Origin of the sequence: Blastopirellula marina, assembly GCF_002967765.1 — a bacterium.
Taxonomy (GTDB): domain Bacteria; phylum Planctomycetota; class Planctomycetia; order Pirellulales; family Pirellulaceae; genus Bremerella; species Bremerella marina_A.
Genome location: NZ_PUHY01000016.1, coordinates 293,790 through 316,988, shown reverse-complemented (window position 1 = coordinate 316,988; position 23,199 = coordinate 293,790). Strand labels below are relative to the sequence as shown.

The following is a 23,199-nucleotide window of genomic DNA, read 5'->3' as shown; positions in this document are numbered from 1 at the left end:
TCTTAGGCTTTTTGAACCGGCCGACGCATTCACGAGTCGGCTAAGACATCGGCGAATGCCTCCTTGAGAACCTTCAAGCCAGGCTCGCCTTCATGTTCGTCGACGATCACGTTCACGCGCACTTCCGAGGTACTGATCAAATCGACGTTGATGCCAGCATCGCTGAGGGCTTTGAACATTCGCACACCTACGCCAGTGTGGCTACGAAGTCCGATTCCGCTGACGCTTAGCTTGGCCGCTTCACGGTTTCCTTGGACTTCGCCGTTGCCCATCTCCTTGACCACTTCCTCTAACGCCGCAAACGCTTTCTCGTAGTCGGCAACTGGGCAAGTAAAGCTGACGTTCGCGCAATCATCGCGACCGACGTTCTGAATGATGACGTCGATGTTAATGCCCTTGGCGGCGACAGCGTCGAAAATTTTGGCGGCAATACCAGGGTGATCCGGCACGCGACGAACGGCCAGAAGCGACTGACTACGATCCAGTTCGATATCGTCGATCGCCAAGTCTTCCATCTCGCGCAGACGCTGGACCACAACGGCTGGATCGGTGACATCCCGCACGCGGACATCGCTGACTTCCGCCGGCGAGTCTTCCGGCGTGACGTCGAGTTGGAAACCATTGTGAACCGCTTGCAGGGCACGCTGGGCGTCGGAGCGACTCACCAACACGGAGATCTTGATTTCAGAGGTCGAAATCGCTTGGATGTTGATTCCTTCGTCTGACAAGACACGGAACATCTTCTCGGCCACGCCAGGGATGGTGGCCATGCCTAAGCCGACGACCGAAACCTTCGAGACATGATCGTCGTATGTGATATCTTCTGGCTGCAGCAATTCGGTGGCTTGTTTGACGGCATCAAGCGTGACCTTCAGCTCTTCCTGCGGCACCGTGAACGAGATATTCGCTTTACCGTCAGAGCTGATGTTCTGCACGATCATGTCAACCGAGATTGCTTTGGCGGCAATTCGGCGGAACAGCTCCAGTGAGATGCCCGGCTCGTCGGGAACGCCTGCCAGGGTGATGCGAGCTTCCTTCTTGGTGATCGCCGCACCGCTTACCGACCGAGTACGCGACTCCGGATCTTGTACGATGAGCGTGCCTGGGATGTCGGTAAAGCTGCTTCGGACATGGATCGGTACACCAAACTTTTTGGCGAACTCGATCGAGCGACTGTGCATCACGCCGGCACCTAGGCTGGCAAGTTCCAGCATTTCGTCATAAGCGATTTGCGGGACACGACGGGCTTCTGGCAACACGCGCGGGTCGGTTGTGTAGACGCCATCGACGTCGGTGTAGATTTCGCAGGTATCGGCATCCAACACGGCAGCCAGGGCGACGGCGGTTGTATCGCTGCCGCCTCGGCCGAGGGTCGTGATGTTGAGGTTCTCGTCGATCCCCTGGAAACCGGCTGCGATGACAATGTTGCCGGCATCAAGCAACTGTTTCACACGGGAAGTCTCGATCGAGCGAATACGCGCTTTGGTGTGGGTACTGTCGGTGCGAATGCCGATTTGGGCGCCGGTGAGGCTGACCGCCTTCGAACCGAGGGCATCGATCGCCATCGCCATCAGGGCCACGCTGACTTGTTCGCCGGTGGACAGCAACATGTCCATTTCACGCGCGGGTGGACTATCGCTGACTTGTTGAGCCAGGTCGACTAACACGTCTGTGTTTTTGCCCATCGCACTGACGACCATCACAACTTGATGGCCTTCTCGCTGAGCGCGAATCGCTTTTCGCGCGGCAGAGACGATTTTCTCGCAATCGGCTACACTCGTTCCCCCGAACTTCTGAACAATTAGTGACATGGGATTAAATAATCCGTAAAAAATTAGCACTTGGCAATGAGGCCGACCGAAGCAACCACTCCGGCCGCAAGACTAAACGCCGAGGAAGTAGGGCATCATCTTCCATCCCTCGTCGAAGCTTAGCGACGAGGCGTCGGCATTCAGTTCATCAAATGTGTCAAACGCATCAGCTTCCACATCGCTGCCACATAGGGCAAGCGGCACGAAGCCGTGACTATGCGTTTTGGTACGGCAGAATGTCGGATGGTCCGGAAGGACGATGATCCGATACTCGCCATGTTTCTTGAGGGCTGCGTGCAGCGGACCGACGATTTTCTCGTCGATTGCTTCGAGCGCCTTAATTTTCTCCGGGATGTCGCCTTCATGCGAAGCTTCGTCGGTTGCTTCGACATGCACGCAGATGACATCGGTAGAGTCTAGCGCGTCGATCGCGTACTGCCCCTTGGCGGCGTAATCCGTATCAAGGTAGCCGGTCGCTCCAGGCACTTCGATTCGGTCCCAACCAATCAGGGCAGCTAAGCCGCGTAACAGATCGACGGCAGTAATCATCTTACCAGTCTTGCCGTACAAGTCAGCGAACGGAGTCAGGGCCGGTTGTTTGCCAAGGCCCCAAAGCCAGACGTTGGTCGCCGGTGGCTTCCCTTCGCTGACTCGCTTCACGTTAACCGGATGATTCGCGAATAGCTCAACACTGCGGCTCATCATTTCCGAGAGCCAGCCGCTGCCGAGGCCTCGCGGGTAGCTATCAGCGACCGACTTGTCGCTTAAGTCGTGCGGAGGCGTCGTACGCGTTTCCATGCTGAATGGCGCCGAGCCAGGCTGACCACGATAGACCAACAAATTGCGGTAGCTGACACCAGGATGGAACTCGATGCCTTCTCCGCCCAGTTCGGCTTGGGCAGTTTCTAAGAGGGCTTTTGCCTCATCCGAAGAGATTTGTCCCGCGGTAAAGCTCTTCATGATTTGATCTTGTATCGTCACCAGGTTGCAACGAATAGCCCAGTCGTCCGGTCCAAGCTGAATTCCTTGGGCGGCCGCCTCTAAGGGAGCCCGACCCGTGAAGTATTCTAGCGGGCTGTAACCCAATAGGCTCAGGTTGGCCACGTCGCTGCCAGCCGGTAGGTGAGCTGGCACGTTGTCCGCACGACCGACGACACCCGCTTTGGCGATCGCGTCCATGTTCGGCACATTGGCTGCTTGCAGGGGAGTCTTACCACCGAGCGACTCTTGCGGTTCGTCGGCGCAGCCGTCGGGAATGACAATCGCGTACTTCATATTTCCCGAATCTCCTTGTTTCGTACCGACGTTTGGGTACTTCTTGTTGACTGAGCGTTTGATTGAAATGTTCGTCCGCTCAGGCAGTTTGGCTTACCAAGCGGCTTGCTTCGTCGAAGGGGTGAAACGCCTTCGACTCCATGCGTTGCAGGATCTCTCAGTCCTGAACCAGCATCTTTCGGGCGCCTGATTTGACCGAGTCCATCTTGCTGATCTTCTCCAAGGCGCGACCAGCCTGACCTTGGGTGGCGGTGTGCGTCATGATCACCAGCGGCACGAACGAGCGAGTGTCGCCGTCGGCATGCTCTGGCTCGTGTTGAATGACCGAGGCAATCGAGATTCCTTGATCGCCCAAAACGCGCGTGATATCGGCCAGTACACCCGGGCGGTCTTCGACACTGAAGCGGAAATAGTGTCGTCCCTGAATCTGATCAGGCGAACACATTTCGACGTCGCTGTGGTTCTCGGTGAACAGCTTAAGCGTGCGGAAGGTGAGGGCAGTGCGACCCACCGCCATATCAATCATGTCTGCCGCAACCGCCGAAGCTGTTGGCTTCTGACCGGCCCCCTGTCCGTAATAGAAGAGAGGGCCGACTTGATCCCCTTCGACACTGATCGCATTGAAAGGTCCGCGAACTTCCGCCAGCGGTCGCCCTTCTCGAATCAGCGAAGGCGAGACGTGCAGTTCGAGACCAGCATCGCTCAATTGCGCCGAGGCCAGTAACTTGATTCGATAGCCAAGTTCTTTTGCGAAACGGATATCAACCGCTTGCAGCTTGTCGATCCCTTCCCGCGGGATGCTCTTCCAGTCGATTTTTACGCCGAACGCAATGTGAGCCAGGATTGCCAGCTTTTGGGCGGCATCGGTACCGTCGACGTCCATGGTCGGATCAGCTTCGGCATAGCCCAGTCGCTGTGCTTCCTTCACGGCCCATTTGTAACTGGAATCTTGCTCTTCCATCGCCGAAGCAATGAAGTTGGACGTACCGTTTAGAATCCCGCTGAGCGAACTGATACGGTTCGCGGTGAGGCATTGGCTGAGGTTGGTGATGATCGGAATACCACCAGCCACCGCCGCGTCGAACGCGATGCTGCGTCCCAGTTCGCGAGCGCGAGCGAAAAGCTCGGCACCATGGGTAGCAATGAGTGCTTTATTGGCCGTGACAATATCTTTGCCACTTTCTAGCAACTCGAGCATGATCGTGCGGGCGGGTTCAAGGCCCCCGATCAATTGGGCGACCACCTTGATCTCTGGGTTCTTCGTCACTTCTGACAGGTCGTCCGTGAGCACGCCGTCAGGTAGTTCACAGTCCCGTGGGCGACTCAAATCGCGGACGACGGCTTTCTCTAACCATAGAGTAGTCCCTGCGTTACGTGCAGTACGGTCGCCGTGATCGAGCAGGATTTTGGCAACGCCAGCTCCGACAGTTCCCAAGCCGACGATGGCGACCTTCGTTTTGTGCATGGTTGCGAAGAACGGTAGATGGATGAACGAAATTGGTGGTCAAAGGGATCATCCTAGGTTGCCGCGGGGCGAACCGTCAACTGGGCTAAAGTCTTTGCCCAGGAAGAGGTTCGGCCATGCGCCACGCAATTTTGCACACTTGGGCGAAGGCCCACCGTCGGGTGGGCCCGTTATCCATTGTTACTAGATTCGATCAAGCGGTCCAATCGAGCAAAGCTCGTTCGCTTACAGACCGAGCTCCTGCTTTACGGCCGCGAACTGTTCGACGGCGAATTTCAGCTCTTCGATCGAGTGCCCGGCCGAGACCTGGGTTCGGATGCGAGCTTTGCCTTGCGGAACGACCGGGTAGGAGAACCCAATCACGTAGATACCACGCTTCAGCAAACGTTCTGAGAAATCGGCGGCGACTTTGGCGTCGTAAAACATCACCGGCACGATTGGGTGTTCTCCAGGTAGCACATCGAGTCCCAACTTCGCGATCTCTTCCCGGAAGAACTTGGTGTTCGTTTCCAGCTTATCACGCAGGGCGGTGGAACCCTGAATCAGCTCCAACGCTTTTAGCGAGCCGGAAACAATGGGCGGGGCCAACGTGTTGGAGAATAAGTAAGGTCGCGAGCGTTGACGCAGCAGATCGACGATTTCTTTACGGCCACTGGTGTAACCGCCTGAGGCACCACCCAGGGCCTTGCCGAGCGTACCAGTAATGATGTCGATTCGCTCGATAACTTCGTGATGTTCGTGCGTGCCACGCCCCGTTTTTCCCATGAAGCCGACGGCGTGTGAGTCGTCGACCATGACCATCGCATTGTATTTGTCAGCCAGGTCGCACAGGTCAGGCAAGTTGCAGATATATCCGTCCATGCTGAAAACACCGTCGGTGGCGATCAGACGCACGCGGGCATCCTTCGCTTCCTTCAGCTTTTCTTCCAGATCGGACATGTCGTTGTTCTTGTACCGGAAACGCTTCGCCTTGCAGAGTCGAACGCCGTCGATGATGCTGGCGTGGTTCAACTCGTCAGAAAGGATCGCGTCTTCCGGGCCAAGAATCGTTTCGAACAACCCACCGTTCGCATCGAAGCAGGAAGAGTAGAGGATGGTGTCCTCCATTCCGAGGAACTTGCTGATTTCGTCTTCCAGTTGCTCGTGCGCGGCTTGGGTGCCGCAAATGAAGCGAACGGACGAAAGCCCATAACCCCAGCGATCGAGACCTTCCTTCGCAGCCGCGATGATTTCGGGATGATCGGACAGCCCGAGATAATTGTTGGCGCACATGTTGAGGACTTCGGTCTGTTGCGGCAGGTCGATCTTCGACTTCTGCGGCGACAGGATGGTCCGCTCGTTTTTATAGAGACCCGCTTCCTTGATATCGTTCAGGATGCTGGTGTACTGCGATTGGGTTTCCGAATTCCACATGGCTCTGTCACCTTATTTCCCCTTCCGGTCCCTTCGCCCCTCCGGGGACAGGGCTAGGGTGAGGGGAGAAGCTATACCGATGTTGTTACTGTGATGTTGGGGGCTACCAATGCGTTGTCGTTTGTACGTTTTCTAGGATAATGCAACGCTTGTTGATTGGCCCTTAGCCTAACCCTCTCCCCTCAGGGGCGAGGGGACAAGATTGGTTGGAGACTTACTACCGAACGTTACTCGGTCCAATCGAGCACGACCTTGCCCGATTGACCAGAGAACATCGCTTCAAACCCTTTTTCATACTCGCGATAATTAAGGCGATGCGTGATGATTGGTTCGATGTCGAGTCCGCCTTGTAAGAGAACGGTCATCTGGTACCACGTTTCGTACATCTGACGACCATAGATTCCTTTGATCGTCAGCATGTTGAAGATCACGTCATTCCAGTCGATCGAGATGTCCTCAGGCGGAATCCCCAGCATTGCGATCTTACCACCGTGACACATGTTGGCGATCATGTCACGGAAAGCGGCCGCGTTGCCAGACATTTCCAAGCCGACGTCGAATCCTTCGACCATCCCCAGTTCCTTCTGGACGTCGGCAAGTTTTTCGTTGCGAACGTCGACTACGCGAGTCGCGCCCACTTTCTTGGCAAGTTCTAAACGCCAGGGATTCACGTCGGTCACGACGACGAAGCGAGCCCCCGCATGTTTGGCCACGGCAGCCGCCATGCAGCCGATTGGCCCGGCCCCGGTGATCAACACATCTTCGCCCAATACAGGGAAGGTGAGAGCGGTGTGAACCGCGTTGCCGAAGGGATCGAAGATGGAAGCGACGTCGAGTGGAATACCGTCGGCATGATGCCAAACGTTGGTCATTGGAACGGAAATGTACTCGGCGAAGGCACCCGGACGGTTGACACCAATGCCCTTCGTATCGGCACAAAGGTGTCGGCGACCGGCCATGCAGTTCCGACAGTGACCGCAAACGACGTGGCCCTCGCCACTGACGATCTGCCCTGGTTCAAACACGCCGACGTTCGAACCAACTTCGACAATCTCGCCTACGAATTCGTGACCAACGACCATGGGGACCGGTACACTTTTCTGAGCCCAGGCGTCCCACTTATAGATGTGGACATCGGTCCCACAGATGCCTGTCTTAAGCACCTTGATCAGAACGTCGTTGATCCCAATGGTTGGTTCCGGGACGTCTTCCAGCCACAACCCTTTTTCCGCGTGCCGCTTGACCAGCGCCTTCATAAATCGGTCCTAAGAGAACTCTGCGCAAAGTTGAACATTTGGTTGCCAAGCTTTGATTGTAACGTCGCATCGCGAAACGCGAATGGCAGACGAGCGATTCACGCGAACAAAGATGAGCGTAGATCGAGAAAAATGGCTAACAGCTAAACAACCGTTTGGTGACAGTGGCAACTGTAACCACGATCTCGCGTGGCTGCGTTTCGCCCGGAGGGGCATTCCACTATGTTGGAATCGTACGAGACACCCACTTTGACGAAGGAATCTTGAGCATGCCCCGTCCGCTCCCCATCCTTGGATTGAATCACTTAGCCCTGGCCGTTCGTGATACTAAGACCAGCACAGCGTTTTACCGCGATGTACTTGGCTTTCGTGAGGTCGAACGTCCCCCATTTGATTTCCCTGGGGCTTGGCTTGTCGGCTACGGTATCCAGATCCACATCTTGGAAACGGAGTATGCCTACGAAGGAGGCGACCAACCGAACTCGCGGGCCGATCATTATGCCTTTGCGATGGCCGATACCAGCGAACTAATCGAGATCCTCAACGAGCATGGCATTCCTTTCATTCAGCGGGTCAATGCTGGCAATATTCATCAGACGTTCTTTCAAGATCCCGATGGACACTCGATTGAAGTCGCCGTTTATCCCGCCGATCCCCCTTTTCTCGATTAGTCGCATTCGCCGGCGGAGTGCCGTCCACGAATAAGGCCGCAACGAACGTCGTTTCATTGCGGCCTTTTGTGAATCTGAACGTCTGGGCGGAAACTATCGATCCAATTCCCGTTTCTTGCGTCGTCGGTAGCGCGTGACGGCTCCCATCCCTAAAGCACCGAGCCCAAACAAGGCAAACGATGTGGGTTCAGGCACGGTCGTGGGGCATTCTGGCGGAGGACAATAAGGAGGTGGGCAGAACGGTGGCGGACAGAATGGGGGAGGGCAATATGGCGGGAATTTGTGGCCTGGTTTCGGGTATCCAGGCTTAGGAAATCCGGGGTGGGACGGGAAGCCAGAGCCGAAGTCATCGCACCAGTCGGAAGAGCCAGGCCCCGGCTTGGGGCTTGGCGTCCATGGAAAAGGGAAGCAAGTGAAGTCGCTTGGTTTGTGACCGGGGAATGCAAAATGCTTGCCTGGTCCTTCCATCTTTTTCCAGGCGTGTGGATCGACTTTTGGGATAGAAGGTGAGTAATGATGGCCGCTGGTGGCTACCTTCTTGGGATTCCAACTCATCGGGTTGGACGATGGCTTGCTACGAGGTGTGAAGGACGACGGAGGACCGAACGGGAATTTAGTCGATCCTGGGTCGTAATCTTGAAAGTGAGATGGTATCGAGAATTTGTAGGGCCCCATCATCCCAGCCGTTAATTGCCCTGCCGCAATTCCGACAACTGCCAGGCATAGAAATGCCCATTGAATCTGCCTCATCTGTTCAATCCCTTGCAATTGGCTCTTACTCTGTAAGCTGGCATCCGAAATCAAATTGTTTTGATGCATCCCGGTTCCGCGATTGATGATATACAAATCGCAAGCGGGTAGTCACACGAATTTCGGTATAAGCCGCATGTTTGCGCAAAGTTATGTGAACTATTCAGAAGGATAATTCTCCCCTGTTTGTCTATTGTTCGCAGGTTGACGGTCAGCTGTTTCGCTGCGGAAAAAATGCATTGCCCATCTCGTGGCGTGAAGTCCATTTGAGTCTAGAAATTAAGGAGGAAATGGTGAGCCAGCTTACATTTCCCAACCTTTGTCAGAAGCGCGCCCATAAGTTGTAAGTTCGAGATTGGCCACGCGACAGTTCGACTAATGTTTTCTCGTTCCTTGTCATTTTGCAGTCTCCATATGCTATTTCATGTCATATGCCATGGCATAATAGGCGGATTGGTTTGCATGGGGTGTATGGTGTATATGCGTTCTATGGGAGGCGTGAGGCATAAAAAAAGCCCAGGCAAGCGAAGTGGCTGGCCTGGGCTCTCGATTTGTCCTGCGAGCAGAAGCTCAATTAGATTCGCCAGCCTTCGCGGTACTTGCGTTCGATGAACTGATTGGCGCTCTCGTTGTTCGTAACCTTCAAGTTCTCGGCGTCCCATTTAATCGGGCCACCGCTACGGAATGCGACGTTGCCCAACAGAACGGTTTCCGTTAGCGGACCGGAATACGAGAAGTTACACGTGGTTGGCGTACCTTCTTTACAGCCCTTGATCCATTCTTCGTAGTGACCGATCGAGTTGGGGATCGATTCTTCTGGAGCCTTCCAGTCGGCGTACTTGTCCTCTGGATAAAGCTTGAATCCACCATAGTCGGCGAACATCTTGCCTTTCGTGCCATGGAACATGACGCCGGAACCTGGCACTTTGTGACCGCCGACTTCTTTCGGCGTGTGGTCACCATCGCGCCACGTCATCTCAATTGCAGGAGCAACGTCGGTCTTGGGGAACTTGTAGTTCACGGTCAAGCCCAGCGGTGCGGTATTAGGATCTGGCTCTGGCCCTTCTGCACTGATTTCAGTTGGATACTTAAGCTTTAAAGCCCAGAAAACCAAGTCGATGTAGTGGCAGCCCATATCACCGAGCGTGCCGCCACCGAAATCCCACCAGCGACGCCAGTTGGCTGGCATGTACACAGGTGAATAAGGACGGTATGCGGCTGGGCCGAGCCACAAATCCCAGTGAACATTCTTGGGAACCGGTGGCTTGTCGGTCGGGATCGTACCGCCACCCCAGCCTTTGCCAACCCAAACGTCGACGCTGGTCACATCACCAACGGCGCCGGCCTGAACGGCTTCGACAACGCGACGATAGTTATTCCCGGCGTGGATTTGCGTGCCCAACTGCGTGGCGAGCTTGTTTTTCACGGCCAGCTTGGTCATTTCGCGGGCTTCGTGAACCGTATGGGTCATGGGCTTTTCGCAGTAGCAATGCTTGCCGAGTTGCATTGCCCACATCGAAGCGGGGGCGTGCGTGTGGTCAGGCGTGCTGACAACCACCGCATCGATGTTCTTTTCCTTGTCCAGCAGAACGCGGAAATCGTTGTACTTATTTGATTTCTGGGAAGCATATTGCTGCAGAGCTTTATCCAGATATTTGTCGTCGATATCGCACATCGCGACAATATTCTGACCGCTCACGCCACTTACGTTGGCCGAAGCTCGGTTTTGGACGCCGATGCAGGCCACATCGAGCAGTTCGTTGGGGGATTTCGATTCCGCGGCACTTGCCAGGCGATGAAAGCCGGTGCCAGCGATCGCCGCCGCCGTCGCGGTGGATTTCAAGAAAAATCGACGATTAATCTTCGGGTTGCTCATAGAGGGAGGTCCTTGTCAGTGGAGCAGAAGGTGGAAAGAGCGAAGAGGGGGTGGGAAACATTAGGATAACGCGTGGAATCACTGCGTCACACGCTGAAATTTCAAAATTACAGCAGATGTCTCGGAATATCTCCCCATTTCCGGATAGTTTTTCCTTGTTATTTCACGAGTGTATCTAAAGTTTTTCACTCCAACGAAAGCAATTTTGTGGCAACCTGTCGTAACCCCTTGTCAAAGGATGCAAGCTTCGGCACAATGTGTGGTTTCCACCCTGACCGAGTATCTGATCAGGGGAACAATCGTGGATGTAGGAATCGATATTCCCGCTGCGATCGACAGTTGGTGATTCCTGGGAAAGTAACGTAGGAGTTAATCGTTCATGGGCCATTACACCGGTCCGAAGGCCAAAGTTAATCGTCGTCTCGGTGCAGTCATTTACGAGAGCCGCGGTGCAATGCGCGCTGCCGATCGCCGGCCTTCCCCCCCAGGTATGCACAACCGTCCGAAGCGCCCGTCTAACTACGGTGCTGCGTTGATGGAAAAGCAGAAGATCAAGCACTATTATGGCATCGGTGAGAAGCAGCTTCGTCGCTACTTCGACCACGCCAAGCACAGCAAGGGTAACACCGGTGAAAACCTGCTGACCCTGTGCGAGCGTCGCTTGGATAACGTGGTTCGTCGTGCCGGCTTGGCACTGACTCGCTGTCAGGCTCGCCAGGGGATCGTTCACGGTCACTTCCTGGTCAACGGCCACAAGGTCGACAAGCCCTCCTATCAGCTACGTCCTGGCGACGTGGTCAGCGTCCGCAACCGTGAAAAGCTGCAGATCCTTTATCGCAGCATCCACGCCGACGCCTCGGGAGAACAGGCTTCGTTCCTCTCGGCCGATCCAGAAACGCTCTCGGCAACGTTCGACAGCGTCCCAGGCCCTGAAGACATCAGCCTGCCGGTCGACGTGAACATGGTGGTCGAATTCATGTCGCGTTAATGTTCGCGAGCCATTTCATGGCAATTCTCACCAAATCGTAACTTCAAAGGGATTCCGGCACGTTGGCCCGTCGCGGAATCCCTTTTTTTTTGGTTCAATATGCCTCTGTTACGCTAGGACTTGCCGCGCATCTCCCCACTTTCGCGTCGCAAGAGCGTAATCTCAATCAATGCCTAAGAAAGTTTGCTAGAGAGACATCATGGCTCATACCCAATTGGCGGTCATCGGTGGTGGTCCCGGGGGCTACGCGGCGGCGTTTCTGGCTGCCGACGAAGGAATGGAAGTCACCCTCATCGAGAAGGAACCTCGCCTCGGTGGGACTTGTCTTCTGCGGGGATGCATCCCCTCTAAGGCCCTGTTGCACGTGGCTCGCGTTATCGACGAAGTGCACGAGTTGAACAAAGACTGGGGCGTCACGTTCGGCGAAGCCCAGATCGAACTCGACAAACTGCGCGCCCGCAAAGAAGGCGTGATCAAGTCGCTGACAACTGGTCTGGGGCAACTCGCGAAGAAGCGAAACGTTACCGTCATCAAAGCGAAAGCGACCTTCGTTGATTCCAGCACTTTGGAATTCGAAGGTGACGATCCTTCGATTCCGGAAGGGGGCAAGCTAACTTTCGATCGGGCGATTGTCGCGACCGGTTCGATTCCTGCGATGCCGCCTGCGTTTCAGATCGATTCGCCACGCGTCATGGACTCGACCGGTGCTCTCGATCTGCAAGACATTCCAGAAACCATGCTCGTGATTGGTGGTGGTTACATCGGACTCGAGTTAGGTTCCGTCTACGCTCACTTGGGTACCAAGGTGAGTGTCGTCGAACTGACCGACGGCCTGCTCCCAGGTGCCGATCGTAATCTGGTTAAACCGCTGCAGAAGAAGCTGACCGAACTGTTCGAGGATCGCATTTTCACGAATACCAAGGTTGGTTCGCTTGGCGACCGCGACGGTAAGGTGGAAGTTGCTTTCGAGGGACCAGCGAAATTCGGTACCTTCAAGTACGATCGCGTCCTGGTTTCGATCGGACGTTGGCCGAACACAAAGGGTATCGGTCTGGAAAACACAGGTGTTGTCGTCGACAAACGCGGCTTCATTGAAGTCAACAAGCAGCTGGAAACCGCCGATCCCAAGATTTCCGCGATTGGCGACGTAACGGGCAACCCGATGTTGGCCCACAAGGCCACCCACGAAGGCAGGGCTGCCGTCGAAGCGATTTTGGGTCATCCAGTCTCGTTCGAGCCTGCTGCGATCCCCGCCGTTATCTTCACCGATCCTGAAATTGCTTGGGCTGGGTTGATGGAAGAAGATGCTAAGCGGTTAGGTAAGAAGGTGGATGTCGCCATCTATCCTTGGGCTGCCAGCGGTCGTGCTCAGGCTTTGGGCCGCACCGAAGGAATGACCAAGTGGGTGATCGACCCCGAAACCAACCGAGTTCTCGGTTGCGGTATCGTTGGTCCTGGGGCTGGCGAGATGATTTCCGAAGCCGTTTTGGCGTTGGAGATGCGTGCCGAAGTCTTCGATTTGACCTCCACGATCCATCCTCACCCGACTTTGAGCGAAACGGTCATGAACGCGGGCGAGGTATTTTTCGGGACGGCCACCGAGATTTACAAGCCAAAAAAGAAGTCGTAAGCTCGTCTAAGCAAACGACTTGTGGTATAAATCAGGCTTCTGCTGAATTTAACGTTTGCAGAAGACGGGAGGGGTTTGCCTCCCACTCGCTGACAAACGCCGCCTGCGCGGTAGAATTCAAACTCGAAGCCTACCTCGGACATAACCGAGTTCGATCTTTGAGATAAGTTATCGAGGGTTGCTTCGCCAGTGATGGCCTTGCCACGAAGGTATGGTCAAGATATTCGTCTTTTCCTGGCGTGAAGCAACGGACTGAAAAAAGGGAAGTTGCATGGCGAACGCCAAAATGATGCCAGCCGAAGAGAATCTGATGCGGAACAACCCGTCGACTTTCGCAGCCGACGTCGACCCAGCAGAGACTCAAGAGTGGCTCGACTCACTCGATTACGTATTGGAAGGCAAAGGGGAGGATCGGGTTCGGTTCCTTCTTTCCGCTTTAGAAAACCGAGCACATGCTCGTGGCGTCGATATTCCATTCGCCGCCAACACGCCGTACATCAATACGATCCACTCTTCGGATCAGCCTGCTTACCCAGGCAATCGCGAATTTGAACGTCGCATCAAAAGCATCATTCGCTGGAACGCGATGGCGATGGTGACGCGGGCCAACAAGAACTTTGAAGGTCTCGGTGGTCACATCAGCACTTTCGCTTCCAGTGCGACCCTCGTGGAAGTTGCTTTCAACCACTTCTTGCGTGGTCGCGGCAGCGGCTACGAAGGGGACCAGGTTTACTTCCAAGGCCATGCTTCGCCAGGTATCTACTCGCGAGCCTTTGTGGAAGGTCGTCTGACGGAAGAAAACCTCGAATGCTTCCGCCGCGAACTGCAGCCGGTGATGGGGCTGTCGTCGTACCCGCATCCTTGGTTGATGCCCGAATTCTGGGAATTCCCAACGGTCAGCATGGGCTTGGGACCGATCTGTTCGATCTACCAGGCCCGTTTCAACCGCTATTTGCACGATCGCGGCTTGAAAGACACCAGTAAGACGCGTGTGTGGGCATTTATCGGTGACGGTGAGTGTGACGAACCAGAAACGCTAGGTGCGATCAGCCTGGCTTCGCGTGAACAACTCGACAATCTGACCTGGGTGATCAACTGCAACTTGCAGCGACTCGACGGTCCGGTTCGTGGTAACGGTAAGATCATCCAGGAACTGGAAGCGGTCTTCCGCGGTGCCGGTTGGAACGTAATCAAAGTGGTTTGGGGTAGCGACTGGGATCCGCTGTTGGAAGCGGACAAATCAGGTTTGCTCGTCAAACGCATGGAGGAAGTGGTCGACGGTCAGTACCAGAAGTACGTCGTCGAAAGTGGTGACTACATCCGTAAGCATTTCTTCGGCAAATACCCTGAGCTGTTGGAACTGGTCAAAAACTACTCCGACGAACGTCTGCAGAAGATGGTCCGTGGTGGCCACGACCCTGAAAAGGTATACGCCGCATACAAGGCTGCCACGGAATGCAAGGGCAAGCCGACCGTCGTCATTGCCAAGACGATTAAAGGTTACGGACTGGGCGAAGCGGGCGAAGGCCGTAATGTCACCCATAACCAGAAGAAGCTCAACGAGGAAGAACTCCGAGAGTTCCGAACTCGCTTCAGCATTCCGATCTCCGACGAAGAAGTGGTCAAAGCACCGTTCTACCGTCCGCCGGAAGATAGCGCCGAAATGCGTTACCTGAAGAAGCGTCGCGAAGAATTGGGTGGACCTGTTCCTTCCCGTCCGAAGAACGTGCCGACTTCGAAGGTTCCTTCGATTGACGAGTACAAAGAATTCCTCGGTGGAAGCCGCGGCAAGGAAATGTCGACCACGATGGGCTTCGTCCGCCTGCTGACCAAGCTGTGCAAGGACGAAAACATCGGTAACCAGATCGTGCCGATCGTCCCGGACGAATCGCGGACGTTTGGTATGGAAGGTATGTTCCGCCAAGTCGGTATCTATGCCCACTCCGGTCAGTTGTACGAGCCGGTCGACTCCGATCAGCTGATGTACTACAAGGAAGCCAAAGACGGTCAGATTCTGGAAGAAGGGATCACCGAAGCGGGCTCGATGTCGTCGTTCATCGCGGCAGGCAATGCCTACTCGCAGCACGGCATCAACATGATTCCGTTCTTCATTTACTACAGCATGTTCGGCTTCCAACGCATCGGCGATCTCGTCTGGTGTGCGGCTGACACGCGTGCCAAGGGCTTCTTGATCGGTGGTACCGCCGGTCGTACGACCCTCAACGGCGAAGGGCTTCAGCACCAAGACGGCCACAGCCACCTGAATGCGATCGCATTCCCAACGGTTCGTTCTTACGACGTTTGCTACGCTTACGAAACGGCGGTGATCGTTCTCGACGGTATGAAGAAGCTGTACGCCGAGGGCGAAACGGCGATCTACTATATCACCGTCGGTAACGAAAACTACGTCAACCCTGAGATGCCTGCTGGTGCCGAGGAAGGCATCATCCGCGGTATTTACAAGCTGAGCAACCAAGCTGCAGAAAAGCCGCGAGCAACGGTTCAGCTCATGGGAAGCGGTACGATTACCCGTTGCGTCCTCGATGCAGCCCAGATTCTGGCCGAGAAGTACAACATCGCCAGCGACGTGTGGGCTGTGACCAGTTACACCGAACTTCGTCGCGACTCGCAATCGGTTGAACGATGGAACATGTTCCACCCAACCGAAGAGCCGAAGAAGTCGTACCTGGAAACGGTCATGGAAGGGGTTGAAGGTCCCTTCATCTCTGCTTCCGACAATGTCCGAGCATGGGCCGAACAAATTCGTCCTTACCTGCCTGGCCAGATGGTGGCTTTGGGTACCGATGGGATGGGCCGTAGCGAAACCCGCGAGGCCCTGCGTCGCCACTTTGAAGTCGACGCCGAATCGGTCGTCATTGCCACTCTTTATGAATTGGCTCGTACCGGAAAGATCGAGCGATCCGAAGTGGCCAAGGCGATCAAGGATTTGAACTACGACGCCGACAAGCCGAATCCCTACTTCGCATAATTGCGGTAGCGTGGGCGGCTGCCGAATGGGCCAGCCGCCAGCGGCTTTCACTGGCGATAATGAAGATAAGCACCTCTAGCAAGGTTATTCACCATGGCGATAGACGTACAACTTCCTGACTTGGGCGATGGAATCGAATCAGGCGACGTGCTGGCCGTCCATGTTTCGGTGGGCGATACGATCGAAAAAGGGCAAACCCTGATCGAAATCGAAACCGACAAGGCCACCGTCGATGTTCCGAGCACCCAAGGGGGCAAAGTCACCAAGATTCACGTGAAGGCGGGAGATACGGTCGCGGTTCACGCACCTCTGGTTTCCCTCGATGCAGCCGCATCCGGCGGTTCCGCACCTGCTGAAGAAGCACCACCAGCGGAAAAACCGGCACCTCCCGCTGAAGAACCGAAAGCTGCTGAGCCTGCTCCTGAACCTGCGCCCGAGGCACCAGCCCCGGCTCCGGCCAAGCCTGCTCCGCCGAAGCCGGCCCCGGTTAATGTGGCTCCTCCTAAGCCAGCTCCGGCCCCGGTTGCCGATGCCCCTGCAGCCGATGAAAGCGTTCCGGCTGGACCGGCCGTTCGTCGCTTCGCTCGTGAAGTCGGTGTCGACCTGCGAAATGTTCAGGGCAGCGGCCCCAATGGACGCATCGAACGAGAGGACGTTTTACGTACCGTACGTGATTTGAACCAAGGAACGTCTTCCGCTGGTAAGGGCGAAGCCGCAGCTCCGGCTGCTTCCGGTTCATTGCCATCGCTGACAGGCGAAGCTCACACCGACAAGTACGGTCCGGTTCGCATCGAGAAGATGAAGAAGATCCGTAAGGTGACGGCCGCTCAGATGACCAAGAGCTGGACGACCGCCCCACGCGTGACCAACTTCGACGATGCCGACATCACCGCGCTGGAAGAACTCCGTCAACAGTCGAAGGACGACTACGCCGAAGCAGGCGTCAAGCTGACCACGATGCCGTTCCTGATCAAAGCGGTTGCGGTTGCCCTGCGAGAGCATCCAGAACTGAATGCTTCGATCGATATGGAGCAGGAACAGGTCATCTACAAAGATTACGTGAACGTCGGCATCGCTGTCGATTCCGATCGCGGTCTGTTGGTTCCGAACATGAAGAATACCGACCGCATGTCGATCCCTGACATCGCTCGCAGCTTGCAGCAGACGGCCTCTGATATTCGTGGCAACACGTTCGAGATGTCGACTCTGCAGGGCGGTACCTTCACGATCAGTAACCTGGGCGCGATTGGTGGAACTTACTCCACGCCAATTATCAACGTCCCAGAAGTTGCGATCTTGTTGGTCGGTCGCTCGCGTAAGATGCCGGTCGTCGTCAAGGACCAAATCGTGGCCCGCTTGATGATGCCACTAAGCCTGTCGTACGACCATCGCTTGGTCGACGGAGCCACCGCCGGTCGCTTCCTGAACGAAGTGAAAGGCCTGCTGGAGAACCCCAGCAAGTTGCTGATGGCCCCGTAGTTCGACTGCAATATTCGATCAAACCAATAAGCCCCTCACGTCTTGACGATGTGAGGGGCTTTTTTTTGAATGTCGGTAAGAGCTCAGCGGACGTCTCTCAACGATCGCATCTTACGGAGAGGGTTGATCATCTCACTAGGTTTTTCGCGGGAAAACAACGCAACTCCGTCTACATTTGGAGATTCAGGCGAATCATCGGCGAGTTATGGCGAAGCTACGAAAAAAGCGTCCTCACTCATCTAAGAGCAAGGACGCCTTTATGGTTTCAGATTCTCTTACCCGTGATTCACGAGTACTGCTCTAGCTCGAGACTTACTGCTTCTTCGAGCTGCCGAGAGCCGATTCGGCTTCTTCGACGGCGGCGTCGTTGGCTTCGATTTGAGCTTCGGCTTCTGTGGTTAGGTCGCCAGACGGAGCTTCCGAAGAGCTTCCGCAACCAACCGTTGCTGACAGGGCCGAAAGGATCAATAGGAATGCTGCGTACTTCATAGCGGTTATTCTCTCTGCTCTTACGGGAGTTCGACTGTCAGGCCGTCGTTGGCGATGGATAGACGACGCATGGTTTCGGCGTCGACATTGAATGGAACGTGATGGACGGAACCGTCACCGAGGACGAATAAAGCGCCCGCTGGGTGAGCCGATCCGAAGAAGGTGTGCCAAGCGGTGTTCGGGAACCAGGTGTTGGCATTAGGAACCGAAGGATCAAACCCCCACTTGCCAGCCGAATCCTTCTGGTTGCTCTTCTTGTCCGGAATCGGAGGAACACCGTAGTTGGTGCTGGAGTAGATCAACGCACCGTAACGGACGATGTCTTGGTCCCAACCGGCGTTGTTCCAAGGTTCGTTATCACCACCATCCGAACCCCATGAATTGTCGTTCAAAGCCTTTTCGCCAAACATGATCGTGTTGGACGATCCGTCTTTGATCCGTTCGATGGTGTTTTTCCATCCGGTCGATTCGGTTTGACGAATAACGCCAGCTGGACCACTGGTCAAGCTGTTCGGTTTGCTCGACTCCCCACCGCTCGCGGCGTAGTCCGCACGGTACGAACCGTTGATCGCTTGGATGCCACGGCGCGACGGGCAGTTGAAAACAGGCGTGAACGTCGCGGCCACCTTCGAATGATTCGGGTTGGCAACGTTATCGGAAGAGTCACCCGACTTGCCGAGTTCGTAAATGGCATTTTGCTCGATGTAAGGAAGCAGTTGGAACATCCAGCTCCAGCCGGACGAGTGCCGCGAGTTGCAACAGTTCCAATCGTAGGTGGTGTGGCCGTCGCGAGCACCACCTGGGAGGTAGCCGTATGTGTCTTGGAAATTGTGGGCAGCCAGACCGAGCTGCTTCAGATTGTTGCTGCACTGCATGCGGCGGGCAGATTCGCGAGCCTGTTGAACGGCCGGCAGTAGCAAGGCAATCAACACACCAATGATCGCGATTACAACCAACAGTTCGACGAGGGTGAAACCACGTCGATAGGACGAAGTAATGGGCACAGAAAGGGCTCCGTTTGAAAAAAGTGGAAGGAGGGGGTGAGGAATTCGGGCGGGCGAGTGGAACCGCGCACCTGCCTGGCCCGAGCAAGCCCGTATCCAATGGGCTCGGTTCCAATTCGTTGGCGAGAGCACTTCTGATGCTGGCCGGCCTCAGAGAATGCATCGCCTGGATGCCCGTGGTTATAAGTGCGTTTGGCTTTCTCACAAGGAGCGGCCGAATGGCCGAATGAATGTCTGTCGAAAGCCCTTCTGGCGAAACCTTACTACGCTAAGTGATTCGCAGTGATGCTCTTGCCGCCGTTAATGTACGAAACTAGCTAGTGCACACAGGGCCCAGATTTGGCCAAATTCATCGACACTTCACATGGCACTATCGAACTCCACATTATTTCTTCGCGGCGTCTTTACAATGCGCTTGAACCCCTCGAACGCGGCTTGGACATAAAGATAGTGAGTGGTCGATTGAAGTTAGAATGCTCCTCGAAGGACCAGGATTGCTAAGATAAATTGCTCAGTTGGTTTGGATCGAAAGCAACACGCATCGGCAAATGGACAGGAGAATCGTTGATGGCCAACTTTCGAGCGGAAAGACTTTATCTTCGCGTCGCAGGATCCCTCGATTTCGATCCGAACGAAGGAATCGATGCGGCTGAGTTCGCATCGATCATGGTTACCGATTCTGGTGCGTACGATCGTCATTCCCTGCAAGACTTCACGTTCGCTCCATTCGACAACCCACGCTGGTTTTCTGCCGCAGACGGTTTGAAGGTAATCAGGTTAGTCATTGAAGAGTTGAAGAACGAATTAGTCATCGCTGACGAATCCAAGAAGTCGCGGATCGAAAAGAGGATCGAAGTTCTCCACGCCGTGGAAGATCGGCTTGATTTGATCGATCTGAAGGACTTTCGATTTCACCTTCTCGCGCGAGACCTTGGCTGATAGCGACTTGCTTCGCGTTAGGAAGACTTTGCGGGCCGCGGCGAATCGTCTGGAAATGCCAGGAAAGGAGTGTCGAAGGAGTGTTTGGGGCTTTGCCTCTTATGCTGCCAAAATTGATTAGGCCAGCCCAAATTAGTCGAGTCTTGCAGTCTGCCCACTACCTTGGCTGTCGAGGATCGGAACCGAAGTCGTAATGCAGTGGGAGGAGTTGCCGTATGAAGAACCAGTGGAAGCATCGAATTGTTTGCCTGGCACTTGGTACGGCGACGCTCGTTTTTGGTGGTTGCCGTTCGACGGTGCGTGTTACTGATTCCGCGGAGTCAGGTACGCAACAACTGCTGATGAATTCCTCTGCCGATGCCGTTATCTGTTCCTTCGATTTCACACTTTTGGCGGATCGACGTTGCTATTTAGACACCACCGGCCTCGGTAAAGCCAATAGCGGATATCTGACCTACCGTCTCCGCGAGCAGATGGGGAGTTTTGGCGTTCGCCTGTCCGAGACACGGGACGACGCGGAAGTCATCGTCGAAGCAGGCCTGGCGGCTTACGGGACCGATTCGCGCAGAGACACCGTCGGCATTACCGATGTCGATCGGTTGCCAGATCTTTATCTCTGTGTCGACGATGTACAATACGGCGTCGCCAAGTTGTCCTTGTTTGCTCGAGAGAAGGAAACGGGCTTAGTGATTTGGCACTCTGGGGCGATGCGAGCCGATTCGTACCAAGATATACGCAAGGTTCTGGGAAGTGGGCCCTATTACACGGGCACAATTCAGCATTCGGGCACGCGGGTTGGCCATTAAGACCAATCGCTCCTCTTAAGGTTCGCAGAATCAACAGCTGGCGACAAAACGGTAGTCAACGGCGCGCCGATTTCGGACAATCTTGGTTGAAGTCTCGAAAAACGTTTTAACCTTTTGTGGGGTTAAACGTTATCTCTATGTCCTGTATTCGTACGACAGGCAAACGACCAAAACTCCTAAGTCGACAACAATGCTGTGGATCGGATACGCCCAGATCAAGTCGATCGTGCCCACGTTTACCGATTCGCGGTCAGCTTGTGTCGTGACCGTTGGGTGGCGGACGACCTGGCGCAAGAGGCGATTTTGCGGGCCATGCATTTCAATGGAACGTTTGTCGATCGGATTGAGTTGCGAAAGTGGCTGTTTCGTGTGACGCATAACTTATGGATCGATGGTATCCGAAAGTCAGCGGCAGATACGAATCATCCATTGCAACTTCACGATGTGGTGGACCACGGTGATCTTCCGGAGCAGATCCTGGAGATAAACGAACAATTAGAAACAGCGTTCGAGGAAATGCAGCGTCTGCCTGCCACCCAGCGACAGGTCTTGCATTTGCGTGTGGTCGAAGGACTGAGCGTGGACGAGGTTGCAGAAACGCTCAGCATGACTCGCGGCGCGGTGAAGACGAATCTTTCACTCGCCCGAAAACGCATGCGAGAAATGATTCCAACGAACGACGAACCATGCTCTGCGCGGAGAGATCATGAAGAACTGCTGTAACCGAATCGACGATTATTTGGATGGCGATCTCAGCGATGAGGAGCAGGCAGATTGGATCGCGTTGGCTCGGGAGTGCCCTGATTGCCAGGAAGTGCTCCGCCAACAACAGCAAGTCGATCGTTTGCTGAAAACAGCCTGCGAGTTGATCGATACGCCAGAGAAGGAACTTCCGGCTGTCGATGCTGTCGCTCCGGCGAAATTGTCCGCGCGTTCGCTCGTCGTTGCGTTGTTGGCTTTGGCAGCGAGCGTGGGATTTTTTTTCGTTCTTCGAGAAACATTCATCGAAAGAAAAGAGCCGACGCCAAGACCGCCGGTTGAAGTTGTTTCGGTTGAACCGATTTCATCCAAACGCGATGTTCCTGCGATAGAAGCGAATGCGTCAGAGACGATCGTCACCTCTCGTTCGGGACTCGTCGTTCCGATCGCTAGTAATTCTGAATTCACGATCGTCAAAGTTGTTCCAGAGTTCGTTCGTACGATTCCCCTTCCAATAAGTAGTTCTTCTCGAATTGGAGAATCACGATGATTCGAGTTTGCTTGACATTGTTTTCGATTTGCTTAGCCGTGAGTGCGACTCAGGCCCAGGAACCTGAGAATAGCTATTCGGGGCAGATCAAAGTCTTCCAGCTGGAGAACCTCGACCCCGAGGCGGCTGCAAGAATGCTGAAAGACGTCTTGGGAAAGTCGGATGGCGAGACGCTCACCGTCAATCCAGAGCAAAAGAACCTGATCGTCAATGGTTCGCCCAAGCGTCTTGAATTGATCGAAGCCATTTTGCTGAAGCTTGATGAATCGCCGAAGAAATCTCCAGGGACATTACGGGTCTATCAATTGAAGTTTGCGAAAGCTCTTGAACTGGTGGGCGTTTTGTCAGATGTTTTTTCTGGCCGTGACGATTTGAATAGTATTCGCTTAGGCGTAGATGACAAGACGAACTCGGTTGTCGCATACGGATCGACAAAAGCCCACGAGGAGATTGTCCAATTGATCGAAAGTCTCGATCGTGCAACAAGCCCAGAAGTACAGCAGGTCGCGAAATCGATTCGGTTTGAGGTTTACTGGATCGCCGAGGGAGTGAAGGGCAGGGAAGTTCCCGAGGAAGTAGAAAAGGTATTAAGTAAGCAGGGAGATAAATTAGGGATCCAGATGCCGAGCCTCGTTGCGAGCGCGTCGACTGCTTGTTATCTGGACGGTACGAATCGAAGCGGGATGATCTCGTTCAGAAACATCAAAGGGGCCGAAACGTTGGAACTGGACTGCGAGGCGATGGTCACTCCGCTGAGCGACAAAACATTCAAGCTCGATTTACGCTTGTCGGCCGGTGGAGCATCGAAGACTTCGATTCAAACAATCGTCCGTACGCAAATCGATCATCTCGTGTTCGTCGCTTCCACAACAATCAGCGGTGAGACCGTGAAGCCGACCGTCTTTGTTTTGAAGGTATCTGAAGAACAAGATTCTACGCCGGTCAAAGTGGCCAAGTAGCAGCGAAGATGGATTACTGCCATGCCCCTTCTGGTGGTGGCATGGCGATCTGTTCCAGGAACGCCGAAACGATTCTTGCGGACGGCGTGCGTCTCCGCTACGATTGGCTCGGAATTGGACATCCGAACGATGTCTTGCGAGATCGCAACC

Annotated in this window: 19 protein-coding genes; 10 read left to right on the top strand and 9 right to left on the bottom strand. The window is 54.7% G+C overall.

The genetic code is table 11. The annotated features are described in order from the left end of the window. Nucleotides 1-29: 29 nt before the first annotated feature. From C5Y83_RS28990 to tdh, 5 genes are all read right to left on the bottom strand, one after another. The gene (locus C5Y83_RS28990; RefSeq protein WP_105333305.1) at nt 30-1,811 is read right to left on the bottom strand and encodes an aspartate kinase; all 1,782 of its coding nucleotides are present in this window, start codon (nt 1,809-1,811) and stop codon (nt 30-32) included. 72 nt (nt 1,812-1,883) lie between these two features. Next, entirely contained in the window at nt 1,884-3,086 is a 1,203-nt protein-coding gene (locus C5Y83_RS28985) for a cofactor-independent phosphoglycerate mutase (protein ID WP_105333304.1), read from the bottom strand. A 157-nt stretch (nt 3,087-3,243) separates the two neighbouring features. Beyond that, the gene (locus C5Y83_RS28980; protein ID WP_105333303.1) at nt 3,244-4,551 is read right to left on the bottom strand and encodes a homoserine dehydrogenase; all 1,308 of its coding nucleotides are present in this window, start codon (nt 4,549-4,551) and stop codon (nt 3,244-3,246) included. Nucleotides 4,552-4,776: 225 nt separating this feature from the next. Continuing rightward, complete coding sequence (locus C5Y83_RS28975; protein WP_105333302.1) at nt 4,777-5,964, bottom strand: glycine C-acetyltransferase; 1,188 nt, start codon at nt 5,962-5,964, stop codon at nt 4,777-4,779. A gap of 227 nt (nt 5,965-6,191) precedes the next feature. After that, entirely contained in the window at nt 6,192-7,220 is a 1,029-nt protein-coding gene (tdh, locus tag C5Y83_RS28970) for an L-threonine 3-dehydrogenase (RefSeq protein WP_105333301.1), read from the bottom strand. Nucleotides 7,221-7,489: 269 nt separating this feature from the next. On the opposite strand from tdh, the gene C5Y83_RS28965 reads away from it, so the two are divergent. Further along, the gene (locus tag C5Y83_RS28965) at nt 7,490-7,891 is read left to right on the top strand and encodes a VOC family protein (protein ID WP_105333300.1); all 402 of its coding nucleotides are present in this window, start codon (nt 7,490-7,492) and stop codon (nt 7,889-7,891) included. 93 nt (nt 7,892-7,984) lie between these two features. Here C5Y83_RS28965 and C5Y83_RS28960 read toward each other — a convergent pair whose 3' ends face one another. Both C5Y83_RS28960 and C5Y83_RS28955 read right to left on the bottom strand, forming a co-directional pair. After that, nucleotides 7,985-8,641 carry a PEP-CTERM sorting domain-containing protein gene (locus C5Y83_RS28960; RefSeq protein WP_146117966.1) on the bottom strand — a complete coding sequence of 219 codons (657 nt, stop codon included), beginning with the start codon at nt 8,639-8,641 and terminating at the stop codon, nt 7,985-7,987. A 574-nt stretch (nt 8,642-9,215) separates the two neighbouring features. Further along, on the bottom strand, nt 9,216-10,517 hold the full coding sequence (locus C5Y83_RS28955) for a Gfo/Idh/MocA family protein (RefSeq protein WP_105333298.1): 1,302 nt from the start codon (nt 10,515-10,517) through the stop codon (nt 9,216-9,218). A gap of 379 nt (nt 10,518-10,896) precedes the next feature. On the opposite strand from C5Y83_RS28955, the gene rpsD reads away from it, so the two are divergent. The 4 genes from rpsD (at nt 10,897) to C5Y83_RS28935 (ending at nt 17,603) form a co-directional block, all read left to right on the top strand. After that, a complete protein-coding gene (gene rpsD / locus C5Y83_RS28950) occupies nt 10,897-11,505 on the top strand; it encodes a 30S ribosomal protein S4 (RefSeq protein WP_105333297.1) in 609 nt (202 codons plus the stop codon). A gap of 199 nt (nt 11,506-11,704) precedes the next feature. Beyond that, on the top strand, nt 11,705-13,135 hold the full coding sequence (gene lpdA, locus C5Y83_RS28945) for a dihydrolipoyl dehydrogenase (RefSeq protein WP_105333296.1): 1,431 nt from the start codon (nt 11,705-11,707) through the stop codon (nt 13,133-13,135). Nucleotides 13,136-13,421: 286 nt separating this feature from the next. Next, a complete protein-coding gene (gene aceE / locus C5Y83_RS28940) occupies nt 13,422-16,124 on the top strand; it encodes a pyruvate dehydrogenase (acetyl-transferring), homodimeric type (protein ID WP_409994605.1) in 2,703 nt (900 codons plus the stop codon). Nucleotides 16,125-16,217: 93 nt separating this feature from the next. Further along, on the top strand, nt 16,218-17,603 hold the full coding sequence (locus tag C5Y83_RS28935) for a 2-oxo acid dehydrogenase subunit E2 (protein WP_105333294.1): 1,386 nt from the start codon (nt 16,218-16,220) through the stop codon (nt 17,601-17,603). Between the two features lie 312 nt (nt 17,604-17,915). Here the strand turns inward: C5Y83_RS28935 and C5Y83_RS29535 are convergent, their stop codons facing one another. Together C5Y83_RS29535 and C5Y83_RS28930 are read right to left on the bottom strand one after the other, a co-directional pair. Beyond that, nucleotides 17,916-18,092, bottom strand: coding sequence for a hypothetical protein (locus tag C5Y83_RS29535; RefSeq protein ID WP_158262583.1), 177 nt, complete (start codon nt 18,090-18,092; stop codon nt 17,916-17,918). Nucleotides 18,093-18,112: 20 nt separating this feature from the next. Then, nucleotides 18,113-19,096, bottom strand: coding sequence for a DUF1559 domain-containing protein (locus tag C5Y83_RS28930; RefSeq protein WP_105333293.1), 984 nt, complete (start codon nt 19,094-19,096; stop codon nt 18,113-18,115). Between the two features lie 567 nt (nt 19,097-19,663). Here C5Y83_RS28930 and C5Y83_RS28925 point away from each other — a divergent pair. The 5 genes from C5Y83_RS28925 to C5Y83_RS28905 all read left to right on the top strand — a co-directional run bounded on the left by C5Y83_RS28925 (nt 19,664) and on the right by C5Y83_RS28905 (nt 23,049). Continuing rightward, complete coding sequence (locus C5Y83_RS28925) at nt 19,664-20,035, top strand: hypothetical protein (protein ID WP_105333292.1); 372 nt, start codon at nt 19,664-19,666, stop codon at nt 20,033-20,035. A 215-nt stretch (nt 20,036-20,250) separates the two neighbouring features. Beyond that, nucleotides 20,251-20,841, top strand: coding sequence for a DUF6655 family protein (locus C5Y83_RS28920; protein ID WP_105333291.1), 591 nt, complete (start codon nt 20,251-20,253; stop codon nt 20,839-20,841). 195 nt (nt 20,842-21,036) lie between these two features. Further along, nucleotides 21,037-21,564 carry an RNA polymerase sigma factor gene (locus tag C5Y83_RS28915; RefSeq protein ID WP_105333290.1) on the top strand — a complete coding sequence of 176 codons (528 nt, stop codon included), beginning with the start codon at nt 21,037-21,039 and terminating at the stop codon, nt 21,562-21,564. Beyond that, nucleotides 21,548-22,090 carry an anti-sigma factor family protein gene (locus C5Y83_RS28910; RefSeq protein ID WP_105333289.1) on the top strand — a complete coding sequence of 181 codons (543 nt, stop codon included), beginning with the start codon at nt 21,548-21,550 and terminating at the stop codon, nt 22,088-22,090. Before C5Y83_RS28915 ends, C5Y83_RS28910 begins: the two co-directional genes overlap by 17 nt. Further along, a complete protein-coding gene (locus C5Y83_RS28905; RefSeq protein ID WP_105333288.1) occupies nt 22,087-23,049 on the top strand; it encodes a secretin N-terminal domain-containing protein in 963 nt (320 codons plus the stop codon). The genes C5Y83_RS28910 and C5Y83_RS28905 overlap by 4 nt, the downstream gene beginning before the upstream one ends. The last annotated feature ends 150 nt before the right edge of the window (nt 23,050-23,199 follow it).

Excerpts from the sequence above, each read along its gene's own strand:
- C5Y83_RS28990 (WP_105333305.1), bottom strand. The coding sequence starts at position 1,811 with ATGTCACTAATTGTTCAGAAGTTCGGGGGAACGAGTGTAGCCGATTGC.
- C5Y83_RS28985 (WP_105333304.1), bottom strand. The coding sequence starts at position 3,086 with ATGAAGTACGCGATTGTCATTCCCGACGGCTGCGCCGACGAACCGCAA.
- C5Y83_RS28980 (WP_105333303.1), bottom strand. The coding sequence starts at position 4,551 with ATGCACAAAACGAAGGTCGCCATCGTCGGCTTGGGAACTGTCGGAGCT.
- C5Y83_RS28975 (WP_105333302.1), bottom strand. The coding sequence starts at position 5,964 with ATGTGGAATTCGGAAACCCAATCGCAGTACACCAGCATCCTGAACGAT.
- tdh (WP_105333301.1), bottom strand. The coding sequence starts at position 7,220 with ATGAAGGCGCTGGTCAAGCGGCACGCGGAAAAAGGGTTGTGGCTGGAA.
- C5Y83_RS28965 (WP_105333300.1), top strand. The coding sequence starts at position 7,490 with ATGCCCCGTCCGCTCCCCATCCTTGGATTGAATCACTTAGCCCTGGCC.
- C5Y83_RS28960 (WP_146117966.1), bottom strand. The coding sequence starts at position 8,641 with ATGAGGCAGATTCAATGGGCATTTCTATGCCTGGCAGTTGTCGGAATT.
- C5Y83_RS28955 (WP_105333298.1), bottom strand. The coding sequence starts at position 10,517 with ATGAGCAACCCGAAGATTAATCGTCGATTTTTCTTGAAATCCACCGCG.
- rpsD (WP_105333297.1), top strand. The coding sequence starts at position 10,897 with ATGGGCCATTACACCGGTCCGAAGGCCAAAGTTAATCGTCGTCTCGGT.
- lpdA (WP_105333296.1), top strand. The coding sequence starts at position 11,705 with ATGGCTCATACCCAATTGGCGGTCATCGGTGGTGGTCCCGGGGGCTAC.
- aceE (WP_409994605.1), top strand. The coding sequence starts at position 13,422 with ATGATGCCAGCCGAAGAGAATCTGATGCGGAACAACCCGTCGACTTTC.
- C5Y83_RS28935 (WP_105333294.1), top strand. The coding sequence starts at position 16,218 with ATGGCGATAGACGTACAACTTCCTGACTTGGGCGATGGAATCGAATCA.
- C5Y83_RS29535 (WP_158262583.1), bottom strand. The coding sequence starts at position 18,092 with ATGAAGTACGCAGCATTCCTATTGATCCTTTCGGCCCTGTCAGCAACG.
- C5Y83_RS28925 (WP_105333292.1), top strand. The coding sequence starts at position 19,664 with ATGGCCAACTTTCGAGCGGAAAGACTTTATCTTCGCGTCGCAGGATCC.
- C5Y83_RS28920 (WP_105333291.1), top strand. The coding sequence starts at position 20,251 with ATGAAGAACCAGTGGAAGCATCGAATTGTTTGCCTGGCACTTGGTACG.
- C5Y83_RS28910 (WP_105333289.1), top strand. The coding sequence starts at position 21,548 with ATGAAGAACTGCTGTAACCGAATCGACGATTATTTGGATGGCGATCTC.
- C5Y83_RS28905 (WP_105333288.1), top strand. The coding sequence starts at position 22,087 with ATGATTCGAGTTTGCTTGACATTGTTTTCGATTTGCTTAGCCGTGAGT.